Origin of the sequence: Polynucleobacter sp. AP-RePozz3-80-G7, from assembly GCF_018882145.1 — a bacterium.
GTDB lineage: Bacteria > Pseudomonadota > Gammaproteobacteria > Burkholderiales > Burkholderiaceae > Polynucleobacter.
The window spans coordinates 679,527-698,579 of the sequence record NZ_JACVPC010000001.1 but is presented as its reverse complement, the minus strand read 5'-3'; the positions used below and the strand labels follow the sequence as shown (position 1 = coordinate 698,579).

The window sequence follows — 19,053 nt, the reverse complement described above, 5'->3', positions numbered from 1 at the left end:
TTATAATAAAACCCATGTCTAGCATAAAAACCCTCAAAAACTTCCTTTCAATCACTCGCCATAAGAGTGTTGCTGCAGCAGCCAGGGAAATTGGTCTTACTGCTGCCGCTGCCGGTCAGCAATTACAACAACTAGAAAAAGAAATTGGTCTTGAGCTATTTGATCGGACCAAGCGGTCTCTTACGCTAAATGCGCACGGCAGATCTTTGATCGAGCCCATCCAAGAAATTGTGGCTCGCTATGAGACCCTTGGCTCCCACCTAAAATCAGATCTTAGCGGCACCATTGTTTTGGGAGCGCTCGTATCCACTTTGATGGGCGCATTCGGCAAAACCTTAAATGAACTAAAACAAAGCTTCCCTAGTCTAGAAGTAAAGTTAATCGCGGGCTTATCGAGTAATTTTCTTGATCAAGTCTTAGATGGCAGCCTGGATGCGGCAATTGTTACAGAGTCGCCATATGCACTACCTCAAAATGTCCAATGGACCGAGCTTTACAAAGAGCCGATGATCTTGATTGCGCCAGCATCTCCATCAAAACGCAATGCAAGCTTAGTGAAATTAGAGCCTAATCTTCCCTTCATTCGATTTGAAAGAAATACCTGGACGGGACACCTAGTTGATCAAACCATTAAAGCCAATAAGTTAATGATTGAAGAGGGCATGGAACTTAATTCCGTTGAAGCAATTATTGAGCTAGTGAGACAAGGGCTTGGCTATTCAATAGTTCCACAGCTTGCCAATATCGCCTGGGAAAAAGATCGACAACTATCGATTAAAGAGTTATCAGGAAAAACAATCTACAGAAAAGTAGGCTTACTGGAACGTAAGAAGCACAGTCGACAAAACGTTACCCAGCTAATTAAACAGCAATTTTTATTGAGCACGGCAAGAGAACTTAACCCCTAAAAGAAAAGCCACCCCGAAGGATGGCTTAAAAGATTTTTTTGGAGGTACTACCTAAAGAATGAACTACAACTTCATATTAGTCCCGCCAGACATCTTTCTGAACTAGGCATGCATGATTGAAGGCATTAATGCATTATTTTGGTGCATTAATGATTTTCTTTGGCGTGATTGATTGAATATTTAGGGATTTCAATCACTAAATCTTGTTTAGCAACAATGGCTTGACAAGATAAACGGGACTGCGGGTTTAGCCCCCATGCACGATCAAGCATGTCTTCCTCATTCTCATCGGGAGGATTAAGGCTGTTAAAGCCCTCTTTAACGATCACATGGCAAGTAGTGCAAGCGCACACCATATCGCAAGCATGTTCAATGGGAATGTCATTCTCTAACAAGGCTTCACAAATCGAAGTGCCTGGGGCAACCTCAACAACTGCACCCTCAGGACAATACTCACTATGCGGTAGTACAACGATTTGAGTCATGATTCTTTTCTATTGGTATTCGGTTTGTATTTTATTTACTTAAATTTCAGCAACATTCTTGCCAGATAAAGCCTTCTGAATACTAGCGTTCATGCGTTTTTGTGCGAAGTCATCAGTCGCCTTGGCGGCATGATCAACGGCCTTGCGAACAATAGCGCTATCAGTTTCTTCATTTAAGATCTTTTGTAGGATTGCCATCTCTTGATCAACCTCTTTCTGCTCTGCCGAACTCAGTAAAGAGCGATCACTTGCTAGCGCCGTTTGCACTGCATCTAATAAGCGCTGCGCATTTACCTGCTCTTCACGCAATGATCTCGAAAGCAAATCCTCTTTAGCAGATGCAAAACCGTCTTGCAGCATGCGAGTAATTTCTGCATCAGTTAGGCCATAAGAAGGCTTGATATCAATGGATGCTTTTACGCCAGAGCCTTGCTCTACCGCGCTTACAGACAATAAACCATCGGCATCCACCTGAAAGGTGACCCGGATACGGGCTGCGCCTGCAGCCATTGCCGGTATGCCGCGTAATTCAAACCTACCTAATGAGCGACAGTCTTGCGCAAGTTCGCGCTCGCCCTGCACCACCGCAATAGCTAAGGCAGTCTGTCCATCTTTAAAGGTCGTGAAGTCTTGCGCTCTAGCTACCGGTATAGGTGTATTGCGTGGAATGATTTTTTCTACCAAACCGCCCATGGTTTCAATACCAAGCGATAACGGAATAACATCCAATAGGAGCCACTCATCATCTTTGCTTTGATTGCCAGCTAATAAATCAGCTTGCATCGCCGCACCCAATGCAACTACTTGATCGGGGTTCAGATTGTTCAATGGCTGGGTGCCAAAGAGTTCGCCAACAGCGCGTTGTACATTTGGCATACGGGTTGAGCCGCCCACCATTACTACACCTTTAACATCTTCAGCTTTAAGACCAGCATCACGCAAAGCTTTTTTACACGCTATCAAAGTCTTGGTTACTAGATTTTGGGTTATCTCAAAGAGCTGCGCCTGACTAACGCCAACATTAACTACCGTACCATCTGCCAGCGTCTCGTGAACGCGCGCCAGAGGGTTGTGGCTTAGTAGCTCTTTGGCATGCTTACAGGCCTGTAGCAGCGTACGATGATCATGAATGGATAAAGGGGGAAGCTTGGCCTGCTCAATTACCCAGCAGTACAAGCGGTGGTCAAAGTCATCACCACCTAAAGCAGAATCACCGCCTGTAGAGAGCACCTCAAAGACACCGCGACTCATGCGCAGTATCGAGATATCAAATGTTCCGCCACCTAAGTCATAAACTGCATAGACGCCTTCAGAGGCATTATCTAATCCATAGGCAATCGCAGCAGCAGTCGGCTCATTCAATAAACGGAGAACTTCGATGCCAGCTAACTTAGCAGCATCTTTGGTTGCTTGACGCTGTGCATCATCAAAGTAAGCAGGGACTGTAATCACAGCGCCAACAATCTCATCAGATACAGAATCTTCCGCTAATTGACGCAAGCGCGCCAAGATTTCTGCCGAGACTTCAATTGGACTCTTATCCCCAGCAACTGTTCTGAGTTTAAGCATGCCCGGTTGATCAACAAAGTCGTATGGGGCGCTTTCAATATTCTCGACATCCAACAAGCCGCGACCCATGAAACGCTTCACTGAAACAATGGTGTTTTTTGGGTCAATGACCACGCTCTCAAGCGCTTCAAAGCCAGCTTGAGTTCTACCATTAGGCAAATAACGAATAACGGATGGAAGTAGCTCGCGCCCCTGCGCATCTGGTAACACCTTAGGCAAGGCATCACGCACAATGGCTACTAAAGAATTAGTGGTCCCCAAATCAATGCCCACAGCAATACGGCGCTGATGGGGCGCGAGTGATTTACCGGGTTCAGAGATTTGTAATAAGGCCATAGGAGATAGAGTTTAGCTTGAGTGGGGACTAGATTAAGGCTGCGATGGCATCATCAAGCTCAACCGCAAACTTATCAATGAAGAGCAAGCCACGAAGTAGCTCCGCGGCACGTACATAGTTTTTGGCGGCATCAATGGCTTGGGCGATTTCTGCAAGCGTATCTTGTTTTGATTGCTCTACTTCAGCCATCAAGACTTCAAGTGCAGGCAAGTCTTCCGCTTGTTCATCTAAATTCTCACGCCATTCCATTTGCTTCATCAGAAAAGCAGCAGGCATGGCAGTATTGGTTTCTAGCTTGGCATCAACGCCATGAAGCTGGCAAATATAGAGGCCACGTTGGATGGGATTCTTTAGTGTTTGAACAGCAGTATTAGCAAAGGTAGCCATCTGCATAGCAAGGCGTTGCTCTGCATCACTACCACGCGCATGGCGATCAGGATGAACTTCTTTCTGAATTGCCAGGTATGCCTGATCTAGAGCAGGCAAATCGATTTTGAACTGCTGATTTAATCCAAAGAAGCGGAAGTAATCGTCAGACGCGGAAGGATTCGCCACAACCACACTCATCTTTTACGTTTGGATTTTGAAACTTAAATCCTTCATTCAAACCCTCGCGCACAAAATCTAGCTCCGTTCCATCCAGGTAAGCCAAGCTTTTTGGATCCACAAATACCTTAATACCATTAGACTCAAATACTTGATCTTCAGCAGCAGGCTCATCCACATACTCAAGCTGATATGCCAAGCCAGAGCAACCTGTTGTGCGAACGCCCAAGCGTAAGCCACAACCCTTGCCGCGTTTCTCAAGATTGCGGTTTACGTGTGCAGCTGCTTTGTCAGTTAGGGTAATTGCCATAGTTATGCCTGCTTATTCTTTACTCTTTATTTCGCTGGGTGCTTTTCTTTGTAGTCAGCTACCGCCGCTTTAATGGCATCTTCAGCCAAGATAGAGCAGTGAATTTTTACTGGCGGTAAAGCCAACTCTTCTGCGATCAATGAATTCTTGATCTCAAGTGCTTGATCTATTGTCTTGCCTTTAACCCACTCGGTTACTAGTGAAGAGGAGGCAATTGCAGAGCCGCATCCATAAGTCTTAAACTTAGCATCTTCAATTACACCTTGATCGTTCACGCGAATCTGTAACTTCATTACGTCGCCGCAGGCTGGAGCTCCAACCATACCAGTACCTACGCTGTCGTCGCCTTTTTCAAATGAGCCAACATTACGGGGATTTTCATAATGGTCGATGACCTTTTCGCTATATGCCATGGTATTTCCTCTTTAATTTCTTTATCTTTAAATATCTTTTAGTGTGCAGCCCATTGAATCGTGCTGATGTCGATTCCATCTTTATACATTTCCCAGAGCGGAGATAACTCACGCAACTTGGCAATCTTCTCTTTTACCAACTTGATAGTGAAGTCCACCTCTTCTTCAGTCGTAAAGCGACCCAAGGTAAAGCGTATGGAGCTATGTGCCAATTCATCGTTGCGACCCAAGGCACGCAATACATAAGAAGGTTCTAACGATGCTGAGGTACACGCTGAACCAGAGGAGATCGCCAAATCTTTGAGTGCCATCAACATAGACTCGCCTTCAACATAGTTAAAGCTAATGTTGAGGTTATGCGGAACACGATCATCCATGTCGCCGTTGACGTAGACTTCTTCAATATCTTTCAAGCCATTGAGTAAGCGGTCACGCAGTCCGCGAATACGCTTGTTCTCTTCGATCATTTCAACACGAGCAATACGGAAGGCTTCGCCCATACCAACGATTTGGTGAACCGCCAAGGTTCCAGAACGCATACCGCGCTCATGGCCACCGCCATGAATCTGCGCCTCAATACGAATACGTGGCTTACGACGCACAAACAAAGCGCCAATACCTTTAGGGCCATAAGTCTTATGAGCAGAAAAGCTCATCAAATCCACTTTGATCTTTTCTAGATCAATGTCCACTTTGCCAGTTGCTTGCGCTGCATCCACATGAAAAATCACACCACGTGAACGGCACAACTCACCAATTGCAGGAATATCTTGCACCACACCGATTTCATTATTGACATACATCACTGAAGCCAAAATTGTGCCTGGCTTCATTGCAGCTTCAAGCTGCGCAAAATCAATCAGACCATTAGGCAATACATCTAAATAAGTCACTTCAAAACCTTCGCGCTCAAGTTCACGACAAGTATCTAAAGTCGCTTTGTGCTCGGTCTTGACGGTGATGATGTGATTACCGCGATCTTTGTAAAAATGTGCTGCGCCTTTTAATGCAAGATTAATACTTTCAGTAGCACCGCTTGTAAACACAATCTCTCTTGAATCAGCGTGTACTAATTGAGCAACCTCTGCACGCGCCCACTCAACCGCCTCTTCTGCAGCCCAGCCATAAGCATGACTACGGGATGCGGCGTTACCAAACTGCTCGCGCAAATAAGGCAGCATTTTTTCAACCACACGCGGATCAATCGGCGTTGTAGCTGAATAGTCCATGTACACAGGGAAGTGCTTAGGGCTAAACATTGGAACCGGTTGCTTAGGAAGGTCTTGTGGTGCGTTCATGATTTATTTATAGGTAGGTAATACGTTATTAACTTTGGCGCGCCAAATTGAATACAGAATTCACTAATGGTGCTTTAGGTGCCACTTCTTTTTTAGCTGCAAGTGCTGTAGCAGGCTTATCTGCTTTAGAGCTTTCAACTTTAATTTTCTTTTGACGCATATCTTGAATCACAATGCCGCGCCCTTCTTGTTGATGAACCAAGTCTTTCAAGCTCACCGAACTCAGGTACTCAACCATTTTGGAATTGAGATTGCTCCAGAGATCATGCGTCATACAGCGACCATGATTTTCTTCATCGGTATGACAGTTACCTTTGCCACCACATTGGGTTGCATCGAGAGGTTCATCGACAGCAACAATAATGTCAGCCACACTCACCTCAGAGGACGGACGCGCCAAGGTGTAACCACCACCAGGACCACGAGTGCTCTCCACGATATTGAAACGGCGTAATTTGCCGAACAATTGCTCGAGATAAGACAGGGAAATCTTTTGTCTTTGGCTAATTCCGGCCAAAGTTACGGGGCCATGCGTTTCACGCAGGGCTAAATCAATCATTGCGGTTACTGCAAAACGACCTTTGGTTGTAAGTCTCATATGTCACCTTGGTAATGGATTGTTATGGACAGCTAACAGTCGGGCGGGTAATACCCGACCATTCCACTCAACTTTACCATATTCCCCATCAAATTGCTCGGGAATTATCCCAAAAAACCTCAATGGAAGCCAGGAATTAGCCGCTCAATCTTTAGACAGAGTCCCTAGATCTGGCCCCAAAAGCCATTTCTTTGACTTTGGTTAGCCTATCGCGGGTGCTGGCAGCCTTTTCAAACTCCAAATTCTTGGCTTCAGCGTTCATTTGCTTCTCCAGACGCTTAATTTCGGCTGCCAAGTCCTTCTCACCCATATCTTCGTAGTGAGCCCGCTCCTGCTCAACCTGCATCTCCTGACGCTTCTCTTTAACGTCATAGACGCCATCAATAATGTCTTTAATACGCTTTTGGACACCTTTAGGCTCAATACCATGCAGCTTATTGAAGGCAATTTGCTTGGTTCGCCGTCTTTCGGTCTCGCCCATTGCGCGTTTCATGGAGTCGGTAATGCGATCAGCATACAAAATTGCCTTGCCGCGCACGTTACGAGCAGCGCGGCCAATGGTTTGAATCAAGCTGCGTTCTGAACGTAAAAAGCCTTCTTTATCGGCATCCAAAATGGCCACTAGAGAAACTTCAGGAATGTCCAAGCCCTCGCGCAATAAATTAATGCCGACCAGCACGTCAAAGACACCCAAACGTAAGTCACGCAATATTTCTACACGCTCAACCGTATCGATATCAGAGTGAACGTAACGCACCTTCACACCGTTATCGGAAAGATAGTCTGTTAATTGCTCCGCCATCCGTTTAGTCAACACAGTCACTAAAACTCGCTCATGTACTTTGACGCGTGCATGAATTTGATCGAGCAAATCATCAACTTGTGTGCTTGCTGGCAAAACTTCAATTTCTGGATCAACTAAACCAGTTGGTCTAGCTACTTGCTCGACAACCTGTCCTTGATGTGTTTTCTCATAATCCGCCGGTGTTGCAGAAACGAAAACAGTTTGACGCATTTTGGTTTCAAACTCAGTAAATTTGAGTGGGCGGTTATCCATCGCTGAAGGCAAACGAAACCCAAATTCCACCAAAGTATGTTTACGAGATTTATCCCCGTTGTACATCGCATTCAACTGCCCAATCAGAACATGGCTCTCATCCAGGAACATCAACGCATCATTGGGCAAATAGTCCACTAGCGTCGGCGGGGCCTCGCCGGGGGCAGCTCCTGAGAGGTGGCGTGAGTAGTTCTCAATCCCCTTGCAGAAACCTAACTCATTAAGCATCTCTAAATCAAAACGCGTGCGTTGTTCGAGGCGCTGTGCCTCGACCAGTTTACCATCCTTCACGAACTCATCTAAGCGCGTGCGCAACTCTGCTTTGATGGTTTCGATTGCCTTCAAAACAGTATCACGAGGCGTGACGTAATGTGAACTTGGGTAGACAGTAAAGCGTGGAATCTTTTGACGAATCTTGCCAGTGAGAGGATCAAAGAATTGCAAACTCTCCACAACATCATCAAACAACTCTACTCTTACTGCCAACTCATTATGCTCAGCCGGGAAAATATCAATCGTGTCGCCACGCACTCGAAACACACCGCGCTTGAAATCTGTTTCGTTACGATCGTATTGCATCGCAATGAGGCGCATCAAAATATCACGCTGACTCATCTTGTCGCCAGGACGTAATGTCATCACCATGCTGTGATAGTCGCCAGGATTACCAATGCCATAAATTGCAGATACGGTCGCAACAATAATGACGTCTCGACGCTCTAATAAACTCTTGGTTGCCGACAAGCGCATCTGTTCGATGTGCTCGTTAATAGAGGAATCTTTTTCGATAAAGAGGTCGCGCTGAGGAACATAGGCCTCTGGCTGGTAGTAGTCGTAGTAACTGACGAAGTATTCAACCGCATTTCTCGGAAAAAACTCCCTAAATTCGCTATAAAGCTGAGCCGCCAAAGTCTTATTGGGGGCAAAAATGATGGCTGGACGACCCGTTCTAGCGATGACATTAGCCATCGTGAAGGTCTTTCCGGAGCCTGTAACCCCTAAAAGCGTCTGGAAGGTCAACCCATCCTGAATACCCTCAACGAGGGCGTCAATAGCCTGGGGTTGGTCCCCAGCAGGAGGAAATGGCTGATAGAGCTGATAAGGTGAGTCCGGGAAGGTCACAAACTTGGCCGGATCGAGGTCGTGGCCAGCCTCACCCAAGGGATCTGCCACAGGGGTTTTTGGCATTTCTTTCACTTCGGCTTTTGAACTAGTTTTGGGCAACTTAGGGGGCATCTCGGCTATCATTTCATCTGTGAGACATCTTCACAGCGAATTTTGTACAAACAATGATTTTGCCGTTTTTCTTAGGAAATAGTTGATTCTGGCTTCAAAAACCGACAATTAAACTGAATTTAACGTCAACCAAATACAAAACCTCTACTTATTACCCTCTAACCACTACTTTCGACCTCAAATGACCCTGTTTGCCTCAGTCCAGCTAGCCCCTAAAGATCCTATTTTTGGCCTCACAGAAGCCTACGTTGCAGACCAACGTGCTGACAAAGTGAATTTAGGTGTTGGCGTTTATTACACAGACGAAGGCAAGGTGCCACTTCTTAAGGCGGTGATTAAAGCCGAAGAGGCGATTGTTGCAAAGCAGTCCCCGCGTAGCTACATTCCAATAGAAGGCCCAAACCCATATAACAGTGCAGTGCAAAATTTATTGTTTGGCGCCGATTCTGCACTAATTAAAGATGGTCGTGTTGTCACTGCTGAGTGTCTTGGTGGAACCGGCGCATTGCGTGTTGGTGCGGACTTCATTAAGCGCTTGAACCTCAATGCACCATGCGCTATTAGTAACCCAACCTGGGAAAACCATCGCGGCATTTTTGAATCTGCCGGCTTTGACGTTATCGAGTACACCTACTTCGATGGCAAAACTCGCGGTGTAGATTTTGACGGCATGGTGAAGTCTTTAGAGTCCTTCCCAAAGAACACGACCGTGTTGTTGCACGCTTGCTGCCACAACCCAACCGGCGCAGATATTACTGAAGCGCAATGGCGCCAAGTGATTGACATCTGCAAAAACAAAGACCTCATCCCCTTCTTAGATATGGCCTACCAAGGCTTTGCTGATGGGATTGAGAAAGACGGTATTGCAGTTCGTCTCTTTGCTGACTCAGGCATGTCTTTCTTTGTATCAAGCTCTTTCTCTAAATCATTCTCACTCTATGGTGAGCGTGTTGGTGCATTGTCTATCGTGACCCAAACCAAAGATGAATCCACTCGCGTACTTTCACAATTGAAGCGCGTCATTCGTACTAACTATTCGAATCCTCCAACTCACGGCGCTGCTATTGCTGCTGCCGTTTTGAATTCACCAGAATTACGTAAGCTCTGGGAAGATGAGTTAGCAGAAATGCGTGACCGCATTAAAGCGATGCGTCATGGCCTGGTTGAAAAACTCGCCGCTGCTGGAGTAAAGCAAGATTTTGCTTTTATCGAGAAGCAGCGTGGCATGTTTTCTTACTCAGGCTTAACAGCTGAGCAAGTTGATCGCTTACAGAAAGAGGATGGCATTTATGCTCTCTCGACTGGACGCATTTGTGTTGCAGCCCTCAATACCAAAAACATTGATAAAGTGGCTAAAGCAATCGCCCGCGTATTGGCGCAATAAGCGGATACACTGAATTACCGGAGGTACCATGCTATATCAGTTACATGAATTTCAAAAAGCCTTACTTCAACCAGTTAGTTCCTGGGCACGCGCTGCTTCAGAAGCTTTTATCAATGCTTCAAATCCCGCCTCCAAGGTTCCGGGATCGGATCGATTGGCTGCTAGTTATGAACTCCTCTATCGCCTAGGTAAGGATTACAAAAAACCGGAATTTGGCATTCGCTCTGTTAAAGCACATGGTCACGAAGTTGCGATTCATGAAAGAACGGTCATCTCAAAACCTTTCTGCAATCTAATTCGTTTTAAGCGCTTTTCTGATGATGTGGAAACCATCAAGAGCCTCAAAGAAGATCCAGCTGTACTAGTAGTTGCCCCAATGTCTGGTCACCATGCCACCTTGCTACGCGATACAGTGCGCACCCTTTTGCAAGACCATAAGGTTTACATCACCGATTGGATCGATGCTCGTTTGGTGCCGATAGAAGATGGTGAATTTGGTCTTGATGACTATGTTCATTACGTACAAGAATTTATTCGCACCATTGGCGCTAAAGATTTGCATGTGATTTCTGTTTGCCAACCTACGGTTCCAACTTTAGGCGCAATCTCATTGATGGCTTCTGCCGGTGAAGCAACACCAGCCTCCATGATCATGATGGGCGGTCCAATTGATGCCCGCAAGTCGCCAACTGCGGTAAACAACTTGGCTGATCAGAAGTCTTTTGAGTGGTTTGAGAGTCACGTAATTTATAACGTGCCGCCCAACTATCCAGGCGCCGGTCGCCGTGTTTACCCAGGCTTCTTGCAACACACTGGCTTTATCGCCATGAACCCACAGAACCACTTGCAGTCTCATTGGGATTACTTCCAAAACTTAGTGCGTGGCGACGAACAAGATGCTGAATCCCATATTCGCTTTTACGATGAGTACAACGCGGTATTGGATTTGGATTCTAAGTTCTATCTCGACACTATTAAGACCGTTTTCCAAGACTACTCATTGCCAAACGGCACTTGGGAAGTTTCTGGTGAGCTTGTAAAACCACAAGATATTAAAAAGACCGCCCTCCTCACTATTGAAGGTGAGCTTGATGACATCTCTGGAAGTGGCCAAACACGTTCAGCACATGCCTTATGTGCCGGCATTCCAAAAGATAACAAAGACCACTATGAAGTTGCTGGTGCTGGTCACTACGGTATCTTTGCCGGTCGTCGTTGGCGTGAAAAAGTTTATCCAAAGATTAAGACGTTCATTCGTGAGCATCAGAATACAAAGAAAACTGCTACACGGACTACCAAGTCTGCATAAATTAAGGGCTCTTCGGAGCCTTTAATTTTAAGAAGAATCCAACCAGCCTTTTTCATGAACCAAGCAAATAACCTCATCGACCAACTTGAGGATATTCTTCCGCAAACCCAATGCACTAAATGCGGCTACCCAGATTGCCATGGATACGCAGAGGCAATGGCCTCCGGTGATGCACTACCAAATCGCTGCCCACCTGGTGGGATCGAAGGCATTGAACGCCTGAGTAAGGTTTTGATACCCATCTACCCCCAAGATGCCTTTGAGCTACACCCAGTCATTGATCCAGAGTGTGGCGTTGAACGCCCAAGACCAGTAGCATTTATTGATCCACAGAAATGTATTGGCTGCACTCTCTGCATTCAGGCATGTCCTGTTGATGCGATCGTTGGCGCCTCTAAGCAAATGCATGTGGTAGTGACTGAGTGGTGTACTGGATGCGACCTCTGTATACCGCCATGCCCAGTAGACTGCATCAGCATGATTGATGTCACCGATAATAAAACTGGTTGGGATGCCTGGTCTCAAGACTTGGCGGATATCTCCCGTCAGCGTTATCACGATCGTGAACAACGACTCGATAGAGAGCAGAAAGATAATGATGATCGCTTAGCCAAAAAGGCTGCAACTAAATTAGCGGCGGTCAATGCTGAAAGTCCATCATCAGCAGATGAGCTTAAAGAGCAAGAACGTAAGCGTGCCATCATTGCAGCGGCCATTGCACGTGCCCAACAAAAGAAATGATGAATCTAGAAAAGCGTCGTGCTTTTTTTGAGCAGCTCAAAGCCAACAACCCCAAACCAGAAACTGAGCTGGAATATAGCTCGCCATTTGAGTTACTGATTGCGGTATTACTATCAGCACAAGCAACCGATGTCTCCGTTAATAAGGGAACACGTAGGCTCTATAAAGTTGCCAATACCCCGCAAGCCCTTTTAGATCTTGGCGAAGATGGTGTTAGGCCCTATATTCAGCACATTGGATTGTTTAATTCCAAAGGCAAACATATTCAGGAAACCTGTCGACTACTCCTAGAGAAGCATGGCGGAGAAGTTCCCCAAACCCGTGAAGAATTAGAAGCTCTACCCGGTGTAGGCAGAAAGACTGCAAACGTTATCCTCAATACTGCCTTTGGACAAATTGCCATGGCTGTTGATACTCACATCTTTAGAGTCTCTAACCGCACTGGCTTAGCACCTGGCAAAGATGTGGTGAAAGTGGAAGAGCAATTACTGAAGCGTGTACCAAAAGAATATCTATTGGATGCACATCATTGGCTTATTCTGCACGGTCGATATACTTGTAAAGCACGTAATCCAGATTGTGCGCAATGCATCGTGGAGCCTCTATGCGGCTTCAAACAAAAAACTGGCAAAGGAAAAGTTCGTGGCGATATTTAATCCAACCCGTGAAGAAGTGCGTCGCTTTTTCTGTGACGCCTGGAAAAAGAAGACCGAGAACCATATTCTCGATCCGATGGAGACGTTGGCCAGCGATTGGATGGTTGAGCATCCCGAATATCACGACTTACTCAAAGATCCAGAGGGCGCTCTTGCTCAGGACTACACGCCAGAACGTGGCGAAACCAATCCCTTCTTGCATTTGTCGATGCATCTATCGATCAGTGAGCAGATCTCTATTAATCAGCCGCCAGGTATCAAAGAGATCGCAGACAAACTATCTCTAAAGTTAGGTTCTATGCATGAAGCACAACACGTCATGATGGAATGCCTGGGTCAAGTAATGTGGGAAGCGCAAGGTGAAGGGCAGCCACTTAATCCAGAGAAGTATCTGGAGGCTTTGAAAAAGCTGGCCTAATTATTACAAAACCCGTCTTTGATCCTAGGTGCATTAATCCTGTTGATCAAAGCTCGCTAAGATAAATTACTATTAGAATGATTTGCGAAGTCTTAAGCTGCCCTGGTAAATCGAATAAGCGCTAGAAAACTCTGTAGAAATTGCTGCCGATAAGCTTAAATCTTTTTGCAACTCATAATTAGCGGAGGAAATTTCAATCACGGTAGCACGTGCGTTGGTCAAGGCTATCGGCAATCCGAACTGGTAGCTCGGACTTGATTGAGTTGACATATTCATAGTTGTAGATTTTCCAAAGTCATACTTATAGCCTACGGATATTGCTCCAAGACTGACCTTATTAGATGAGTCCATGAGCGAATATCTCAAACCAAGTGTAGTAGGCATGGAAACATAATTCATCGATGATGTATTGAGTCCAGCACTTGGATTACTGCCTGAACCACTTACAGACTCATTCATGCCTTTGTAGGCATAGTTAGTCACTGCAACATTTAAAAAACCATCAAGATTTGGTATGGCGGCCGCTAAAGGAAGCGATCCCATGACATTAACCCCATAGGTATTGACGTTAGTATTTCCGGTAGCAGATTGGACGTTTGAAGATGTGCCAGAAACGGTACCCTGGCTAAGATTCTGTCGAGTGCTGTTGTAGTTATAGTTACCAAAGAGCAATGTGCCAACAAATTTGGCTGTTTCGATCTGTAGCTTTTTAAACAGCCCAATACTCAAACCAAGGCCGTTACCACTTCCATCTGAACCAGCTGAATAATTAGCTGACGTCACATTCGCCAAAACTCCAGCAGGTTCATCCTTGCTACCAAAAATATTACCCGAGAGATTTAATCCCCAAAAAGAAATATTTTGTCTAGCCCCTGAAGATTGCCCGAGTTGATCTACCGAACCACCCTGGTAGTAGAAAGTGGACTTGATAGTTGAATCACCTTCAGCATCAATCATCGAAGTCGCATCTCGAATACTCGCTTCGTTAGCACGAATGGTTGAGTTCAGCGGGCCCGCCATCAAGCCTGCAGGTACCTGGCTCGAGGCGCCAGGAGCATATGTATAGAAACCTGGTGAAACTTGAGTTGCTGATGCTTGACCAGTGGAGGCAACATAACTTCCAGCGGATGCCAAAACGGCAGCCGAAGCCCCAGCGATAGATACAAAAGAACCTATTGGGGCTGCTGTAGCAGACGTTGCACCTGCATTAGCAACAAAATAACCAGGGGGAGCTAGCGTAGCTGCAGATGCCCCACTATTTGCAACATAAGTTCCCGGTAGCGCTGCCGTTGCAGACGTTGCACCTGTATTAGCAACAAAGTAACCGGGAGGCGCAAGCGTAGACGAAGATGATCCACTGCTGGCAACATAAGATCCAGGCTGCGCAATGTTTGCTTGTGTGGCGCCTTGAAAGGGGACATAGTAGCCAGGCGATGCTAGGAGAGCACTGGTCTGACCCGGATTTGGCTGATATCGTCCAGGCTCAGCCAAGGTGGCAGCTGTAGAACCAATGGTATTAACATAGGATCCTGCAGGTGCAGGAATACACCCTCCGGAGGCAGTATCTTGACCATTTGAGCTGTACGTTCCGAGACCACAGGCTGCAGCCATGGCGCCACTTGAGGCAGACATTGCAACAAGAAAAAGGCTGAATGAGGAGGATTTAGACGATTTCATAGTGTTAGCAGTAAATTAATAGAATGAGCGCCCAAACATTAAACCAACTACTTTCAGAAGCCTCTGAGTGCTATCGACTTAATTTAACAGAAAAGGCCGAAAGTCTCTATAGAGCAGTGCTACAGATAAACCCCAATCAAGCAGGCGCCTTATTTAACCTAGGAACACTTTTATTGCGAAGGGCTGATCTCCAAGGCGATCAACTTGTTAAAGACTCTTTTCGGCAAGATTTAGCGAACGAAATAGATCAAAAAAAAGCTGTTGAGCTTGTAATACAAATACATCTTTCAAATACATATAAAAAGCATGCTCAGCAATGGCTGAGATATGCCGAGCTTAATAAGCTAACATTCCCAACTTTAAGTGAGCTCAAGAGACAAATTGAGATCCCAGCCCATTTAGAAAAAATAATTTACATCCCCACAGAAAAGAAGTCATTAGAGCGATATCATCCGATCGAATCCTCTTCATATGTTTATGCAGTTGATGTTGTCGGTGGATGTAATTTACGTTGCCCAACCTGCCCTATTGGCAACCAAAAAGAGATGCCGAAGGGGATCATGGGGCCAGAATTATTCTCCAAAATACTCAAAAAAATATGCGAAGAAAATCCAGTTCATAAGCCAGATATTTGGCTTTTTAATTGGAGTGAACCCCTGCTTAACCAACATTTACCAGATTTCATCAAAGAAATTCGTAAGGCTAACTTAACGTCGTTCATTTCGAGTAATTTAAATATCTCAAATCGAATTGATGCAGTGATAGAGGCTAATCCGGATAGATTTAAGGTATCTATTTCTAGCCTACAGCAAGAGATATATGGGGTAACTCATGACCGTGGAGATATTCAAACAGTGATTCAGAATTTTGAGAAGTTGGCACAAGCAAGGGATAGCCACCAATCTACAACTGAAATATGGATTGGGCATCACCTTTATAAAAATACCATTAACGAGATGGATCAAATAAAAGCTCTTGCCAATCATTACGGTTTTGGCTATAGACCTTCATATGCAATCATGGCGCCAATTGAAAAGGCTCATGCCTTACTTAAGAGCATCAATGGAATTGAGTCAGACATTGAAGAACAGCTTTTCTTTCACCCGAAAACAATAGCTGAAAATATTAAATCGAGAAGATCGGGATCGATGGATTGCGAATTACGCTTTAATATGACTGCAATTAATTATGATGGGTCGATTTCGCTGTGTTGTGGCACCACTAAAAATCTATCAGATGAAATTGGCAAGAAAACCTATTTTTTAGAGAATAGCGCTTCTGAAATAGAGAGCTTGAAATACAAGCATTCTTTTTGCTCTACTTGCATAGAAAATAATCTGCACCTCACCATTCAGGACCTTTAGGTATGCAACTTGACGTTCAGACTGCCCGCAATACATTAAGGGCAAAAAACTTTTACTTGGCTGCCACCCAATATCAGGAACTTATTTCTGCCGCCCCTACTGATTACACCCTCTACCTAGAGCTTTCATCAGCCCTAATGGGATTGCAAAAATTTGATGAAGCGCTGGTGGTAATAAAGCAAATAGATCTTGCCGGATCCAATATCAAGGATGAGGTGCAGCTTCAAAAAGGCAATATTTATCTTGCTCAGGGTCGCTTTTTAGAATCCATTCAAATTCTGCAGGGTTTAATTCCAGGACCCTGTGAGGATCGCGCCAGAACCTCTCTATCTGGAGCCTATATTGGCCTAGGTTTACCAAGTAAGGCTCTGGCAATTTTTAATGATCTTGCCAGAGAGAAATTAAGTATTGGCGATACGAATAACTTAGCAATCAGCCTTTGTGAGCAGATGGAAATACCTGAAGCGCTGGAAATATTGTGGAATCGTATTGCCATAAATAATTATGATCAGAGCACAATCTCGAACTTATTAATGCTATCCAATTATGACGCTGAACCTGGAAAATATATTCAGATTGCCAAAGCAGGAATAAAGAAAATTTCTGAAAAAATCAGATCTCAAAAATTATCTCAATCAAAAAATAGGGCTCCTAAGATTGGTTTTGTCTCGGGAGATATGAATCAACATCCGGTTGGGTGGTTTTCTCTTGGGCTCTTACGGGAATTAAGTAAAAATTACTCAATTTCAATTTACTATACAGGCCATAAAACAGATCAATTAACAAATGAACTTATTTCTATCGTCTCAGGATTTTCTTTTGTAGAAAGTTTAACGGATGGCGATTTAATTAATCAGATTCAGTCCGATAAGATAGATGTCTTAATTGATCTATCTGGTCATACAGCTAATAGCAGAATATCGATCTTTAACCAACGAATTGCACCTATACAGCTAAGTTATTTAGGCTACTTTGCATCAACCCATGCGCTACAAATGGATGGGGCTATCTTTGATGAATGGCATTTGCATAATGTTCCGGATGATTTTTTTTCTGAAACCATCTACAAATTACCCTGTTCACGTTTTTGCTATACGCCTCCATCTTACGCACCACAACTTAATCCACTACCCGCAATTGCAAACGGTAGTATCACGTTTTGTAGCTTTAGTAGTACATCAAAAATAAATAACGAATGTATAGAGATGTGGTCAAAAACTTTAATGGCCATACCGCATTCTAGAATTCAATTACGATGGAAAACCTTACGGGATCACCAAGTCAGAAATCATATTAAAGAATTATTTTTGTCTTATGGGGTCGCGAATTCAAGAGTTGAGCTTTATGCAGACTGCGATCATGAGTCACTATTCCACTTTTATAATGAGGTAGATATAGCCTTAGACACATACCCATTTTCTGGGGCAACTACAAGTTGCGAGGCCCTTTGGATGGGTCTTCCCGTTATAACCAGAACCAGCATAACTCCAGCATCCAACCAATCAGCAAGCATTCTTCATGAAATTCATCTTGGTGAATGCGTTACAAACAGTATTGATGAGTTTGTAGAGCAGGCAAAAAGACTATCTAATGATCTGGACAAGCTATCGCATTTGCGCACGACAATGAGAAAGCGGATCTCCAATAGCTCCTTAGGAGACCCTAAAGTCTTTTCCACGCATTTTTCTAAATTGATTGAAGATATTTACCTTAAATTAAGATAGAGCCTACGTTATTTGAATGACCTCGATTGGTCCATTGAGGAAGTCAACTCAATCCTCCTTCATATTGGCACGCTTCACTATTGGCTCTAGCCTTGCCTTTTCATCAGCCAAGAATTTACTAAATGAAGCTCTTGAACCTGGTGACGGTTCAATACCTTGCGGTGTTAAGCGACTTTGTACAGCATCTGTTTTGAGGCCCGCATTAATCGCCTGATTCATTTTCTCTAAGATCGCCTCAGGCGTTCCCTTTGGAGCAAAAACGCCAGCCCAGTGGCCAATAAAAACTTCTGGGTAGCCCTGCTCTTTGGTTGTTGGAACATTGGGGAGTGCAGTAATTCTTTTATTCCAGGTGGAAGCAATAGCTTTTAATTTGCCGCCTTGAATTTGCGGAATCACCACAACACTTGCCTCTGAAGTAGCATCTACTTGATTGGAGATAACGGCTACCATTCCTTCGGAACCACTCTTGTAAGGAATGATTTCATATTTACCGCCTGCTTTCACTTTCAACATCTCTGCCACAAAGTGTGGGGTGCTACCAGTGCCAGCAGTAGAGAAGTTGAGGCCTTTTGGATCTTTCGCCAACACCAGCAGATCCTTCATGTTATTAATTTTTGAATCTGCCGAGACAACAATAATGGATGGGCTTATAGCAAGCATTCCAACGGGCACTAAATCACCTTCCTTATATGGCATGGATGACTTAATCATTGGGTTGGTAACGATTCCACCGGCACTAACAAAAAAGGTGTAACCATCTGGCGCGCTCTTGGCTACAAAGTCCGCACCCAATACAGAGCCAGCACCTGGCTTATTCTCCACAATTATGGGTTGGCCCAATTGCTTTGAGGCCGCTTCAGCAACCACCCTGGCAACAGTATCGTTAGCGCCACCAGGACCAAACCCCACAACAAACTTAATGGGATGATTAGGCCAAGGATCGGCAGCAAACACTTGCCCAAATGTGATGCCTAAAAATGCAGTTAATACGGCTTTGGTGAAAAACTTCATTTCTATTTTCCT

The 19,053-nt window shown here is 44.8% G+C and carries 18 protein-coding genes; 8 read left to right on the top strand and 10 right to left on the bottom strand.

Annotated features, from left to right (window positions below):
* Positions 1-14 precede the first annotated feature (14 nt).
* Entirely contained in the window at positions 15-908 is an 894-nt protein-coding gene (locus ICE90_RS03835) for a LysR family transcriptional regulator (RefSeq protein ID WP_216190989.1), read from the top strand.
* 146 nt (positions 909-1,054) lie between these two features.
* On the opposite strand, the gene fdx is transcribed toward ICE90_RS03835, so the two are convergent.
* The 8 genes from fdx to uvrB all read right to left on the bottom strand — a co-directional run bounded on the left by fdx (position 1,055) and on the right by uvrB (position 8,709).
* Positions 1,055-1,393 carry an ISC system 2Fe-2S type ferredoxin gene (gene fdx, locus ICE90_RS03830; RefSeq protein WP_215275308.1) on the bottom strand — a complete coding sequence of 113 codons (339 nt, stop codon included), beginning with the start codon at positions 1,391-1,393 and terminating at the stop codon, positions 1,055-1,057.
* A 39-nt stretch (positions 1,394-1,432) separates the two neighbouring features.
* Complete coding sequence (gene hscA / locus ICE90_RS03825; protein WP_216190987.1) at positions 1,433-3,298, bottom strand: Fe-S protein assembly chaperone HscA; 1,866 nt, start codon at positions 3,296-3,298, stop codon at positions 1,433-1,435.
* Between the two features lie 28 nt (positions 3,299-3,326).
* Positions 3,327-3,854, bottom strand: a complete 528-nt coding sequence (gene hscB, locus ICE90_RS03820) for a Fe-S protein assembly co-chaperone HscB (RefSeq protein WP_370624636.1) — start codon at positions 3,852-3,854, stop codon at positions 3,327-3,329.
* Entirely contained in the window at positions 3,832-4,155 is a 324-nt protein-coding gene (gene iscA, locus ICE90_RS03815) for an iron-sulfur cluster assembly protein IscA (protein WP_012357505.1), read from the bottom strand. The genes hscB and iscA overlap by 23 nt, the downstream gene beginning before the upstream one ends.
* 26 nt (positions 4,156-4,181) lie before the next feature.
* Positions 4,182-4,568, bottom strand: a complete 387-nt coding sequence (iscU, locus tag ICE90_RS03810; protein WP_216190986.1) for a Fe-S cluster assembly scaffold IscU — start codon at positions 4,566-4,568, stop codon at positions 4,182-4,184.
* 38 nt (positions 4,569-4,606) lie between these two features.
* A complete protein-coding gene (locus ICE90_RS03805; RefSeq protein WP_370624635.1) occupies positions 4,607-5,866 on the bottom strand; it encodes an IscS subfamily cysteine desulfurase in 1,260 nt (419 codons plus the stop codon).
* A 28-nt stretch (positions 5,867-5,894) separates the two neighbouring features.
* Positions 5,895-6,464 carry a Fe-S cluster assembly transcription factor gene (locus ICE90_RS03800; protein WP_215321639.1) on the bottom strand — a complete coding sequence of 190 codons (570 nt, stop codon included), beginning with the start codon at positions 6,462-6,464 and terminating at the stop codon, positions 5,895-5,897.
* Between the two features lie 151 nt (positions 6,465-6,615).
* Complete coding sequence (uvrB, locus tag ICE90_RS03795) at positions 6,616-8,709, bottom strand: excinuclease ABC subunit UvrB (RefSeq protein ID WP_216863822.1); 2,094 nt, start codon at positions 8,707-8,709, stop codon at positions 6,616-6,618.
* 229 nt (positions 8,710-8,938) lie between these two features.
* Here uvrB and ICE90_RS03790 point away from each other — a divergent pair, with 229 nt between their 5' ends.
* The 5 genes from ICE90_RS03790 to ICE90_RS03770 are packed head-to-tail and all read left to right on the top strand — an operon-like array spanning position 8,939 to position 13,265.
* Entirely contained in the window at positions 8,939-10,141 is a 1,203-nt protein-coding gene (locus ICE90_RS03790) for an amino acid aminotransferase (RefSeq protein WP_216190984.1), read from the top strand.
* A 28-nt stretch (positions 10,142-10,169) separates the two neighbouring features.
* Complete coding sequence (locus ICE90_RS03785) at positions 10,170-11,450, top strand: polyhydroxyalkanoate depolymerase (protein ID WP_216190982.1); 1,281 nt, start codon at positions 10,170-10,172, stop codon at positions 11,448-11,450.
* A gap of 54 nt (positions 11,451-11,504) precedes the next feature.
* Positions 11,505-12,191: an electron transport complex subunit RsxB gene (gene rsxB, locus ICE90_RS03780; RefSeq protein ID WP_216190980.1), complete on the top strand. Its 687-nt coding sequence runs from the start codon at positions 11,505-11,507 to the stop codon at positions 12,189-12,191.
* A complete protein-coding gene (gene nth / locus ICE90_RS03775) occupies positions 12,191-12,847 on the top strand; it encodes an endonuclease III (RefSeq protein ID WP_215322263.1) in 657 nt (218 codons plus the stop codon). Before rsxB ends, nth begins: the two co-directional genes overlap by 1 nt.
* On the top strand, positions 12,840-13,265 hold the full coding sequence (locus ICE90_RS03770) for a DUF1841 family protein (protein WP_216191332.1): 426 nt from the start codon (positions 12,840-12,842) through the stop codon (positions 13,263-13,265). The genes nth and ICE90_RS03770 overlap by 8 nt, the downstream gene beginning before the upstream one ends.
* Before the next feature lie 72 nt (positions 13,266-13,337).
* Here the strand turns inward: ICE90_RS03770 and ICE90_RS03765 are convergent, their stop codons facing one another.
* On the bottom strand, positions 13,338-14,942 hold the full coding sequence (locus tag ICE90_RS03765; protein ID WP_216190978.1) for a hypothetical protein: 1,605 nt from the start codon (positions 14,940-14,942) through the stop codon (positions 13,338-13,340).
* 23 nt (positions 14,943-14,965) lie between these two features.
* Here ICE90_RS03765 and ICE90_RS03760 point away from each other — a divergent pair, with 23 nt between their 5' ends.
* Positions 14,966-16,306 carry a radical SAM protein gene (locus tag ICE90_RS03760; RefSeq protein ID WP_216190970.1) on the top strand — a complete coding sequence of 447 codons (1,341 nt, stop codon included), beginning with the start codon at positions 14,966-14,968 and terminating at the stop codon, positions 16,304-16,306.
* A 2-nt stretch (positions 16,307-16,308) separates the two neighbouring features.
* Positions 16,309-18,030, top strand: a complete 1,722-nt coding sequence (locus ICE90_RS03755; RefSeq protein ID WP_216190962.1) for a hypothetical protein — start codon at positions 16,309-16,311, stop codon at positions 18,028-18,030.
* Positions 18,031-18,078: 48 nt separating this feature from the next.
* Here ICE90_RS03755 and ICE90_RS03750 read toward each other — a convergent pair whose 3' ends face one another.
* Positions 18,079-19,041: a tripartite tricarboxylate transporter substrate binding protein gene (locus ICE90_RS03750; protein WP_216190960.1), complete on the bottom strand. Its 963-nt coding sequence runs from the start codon at positions 19,039-19,041 to the stop codon at positions 18,079-18,081.
* Between the last annotated feature and the right edge of the window lie 12 nt (positions 19,042-19,053).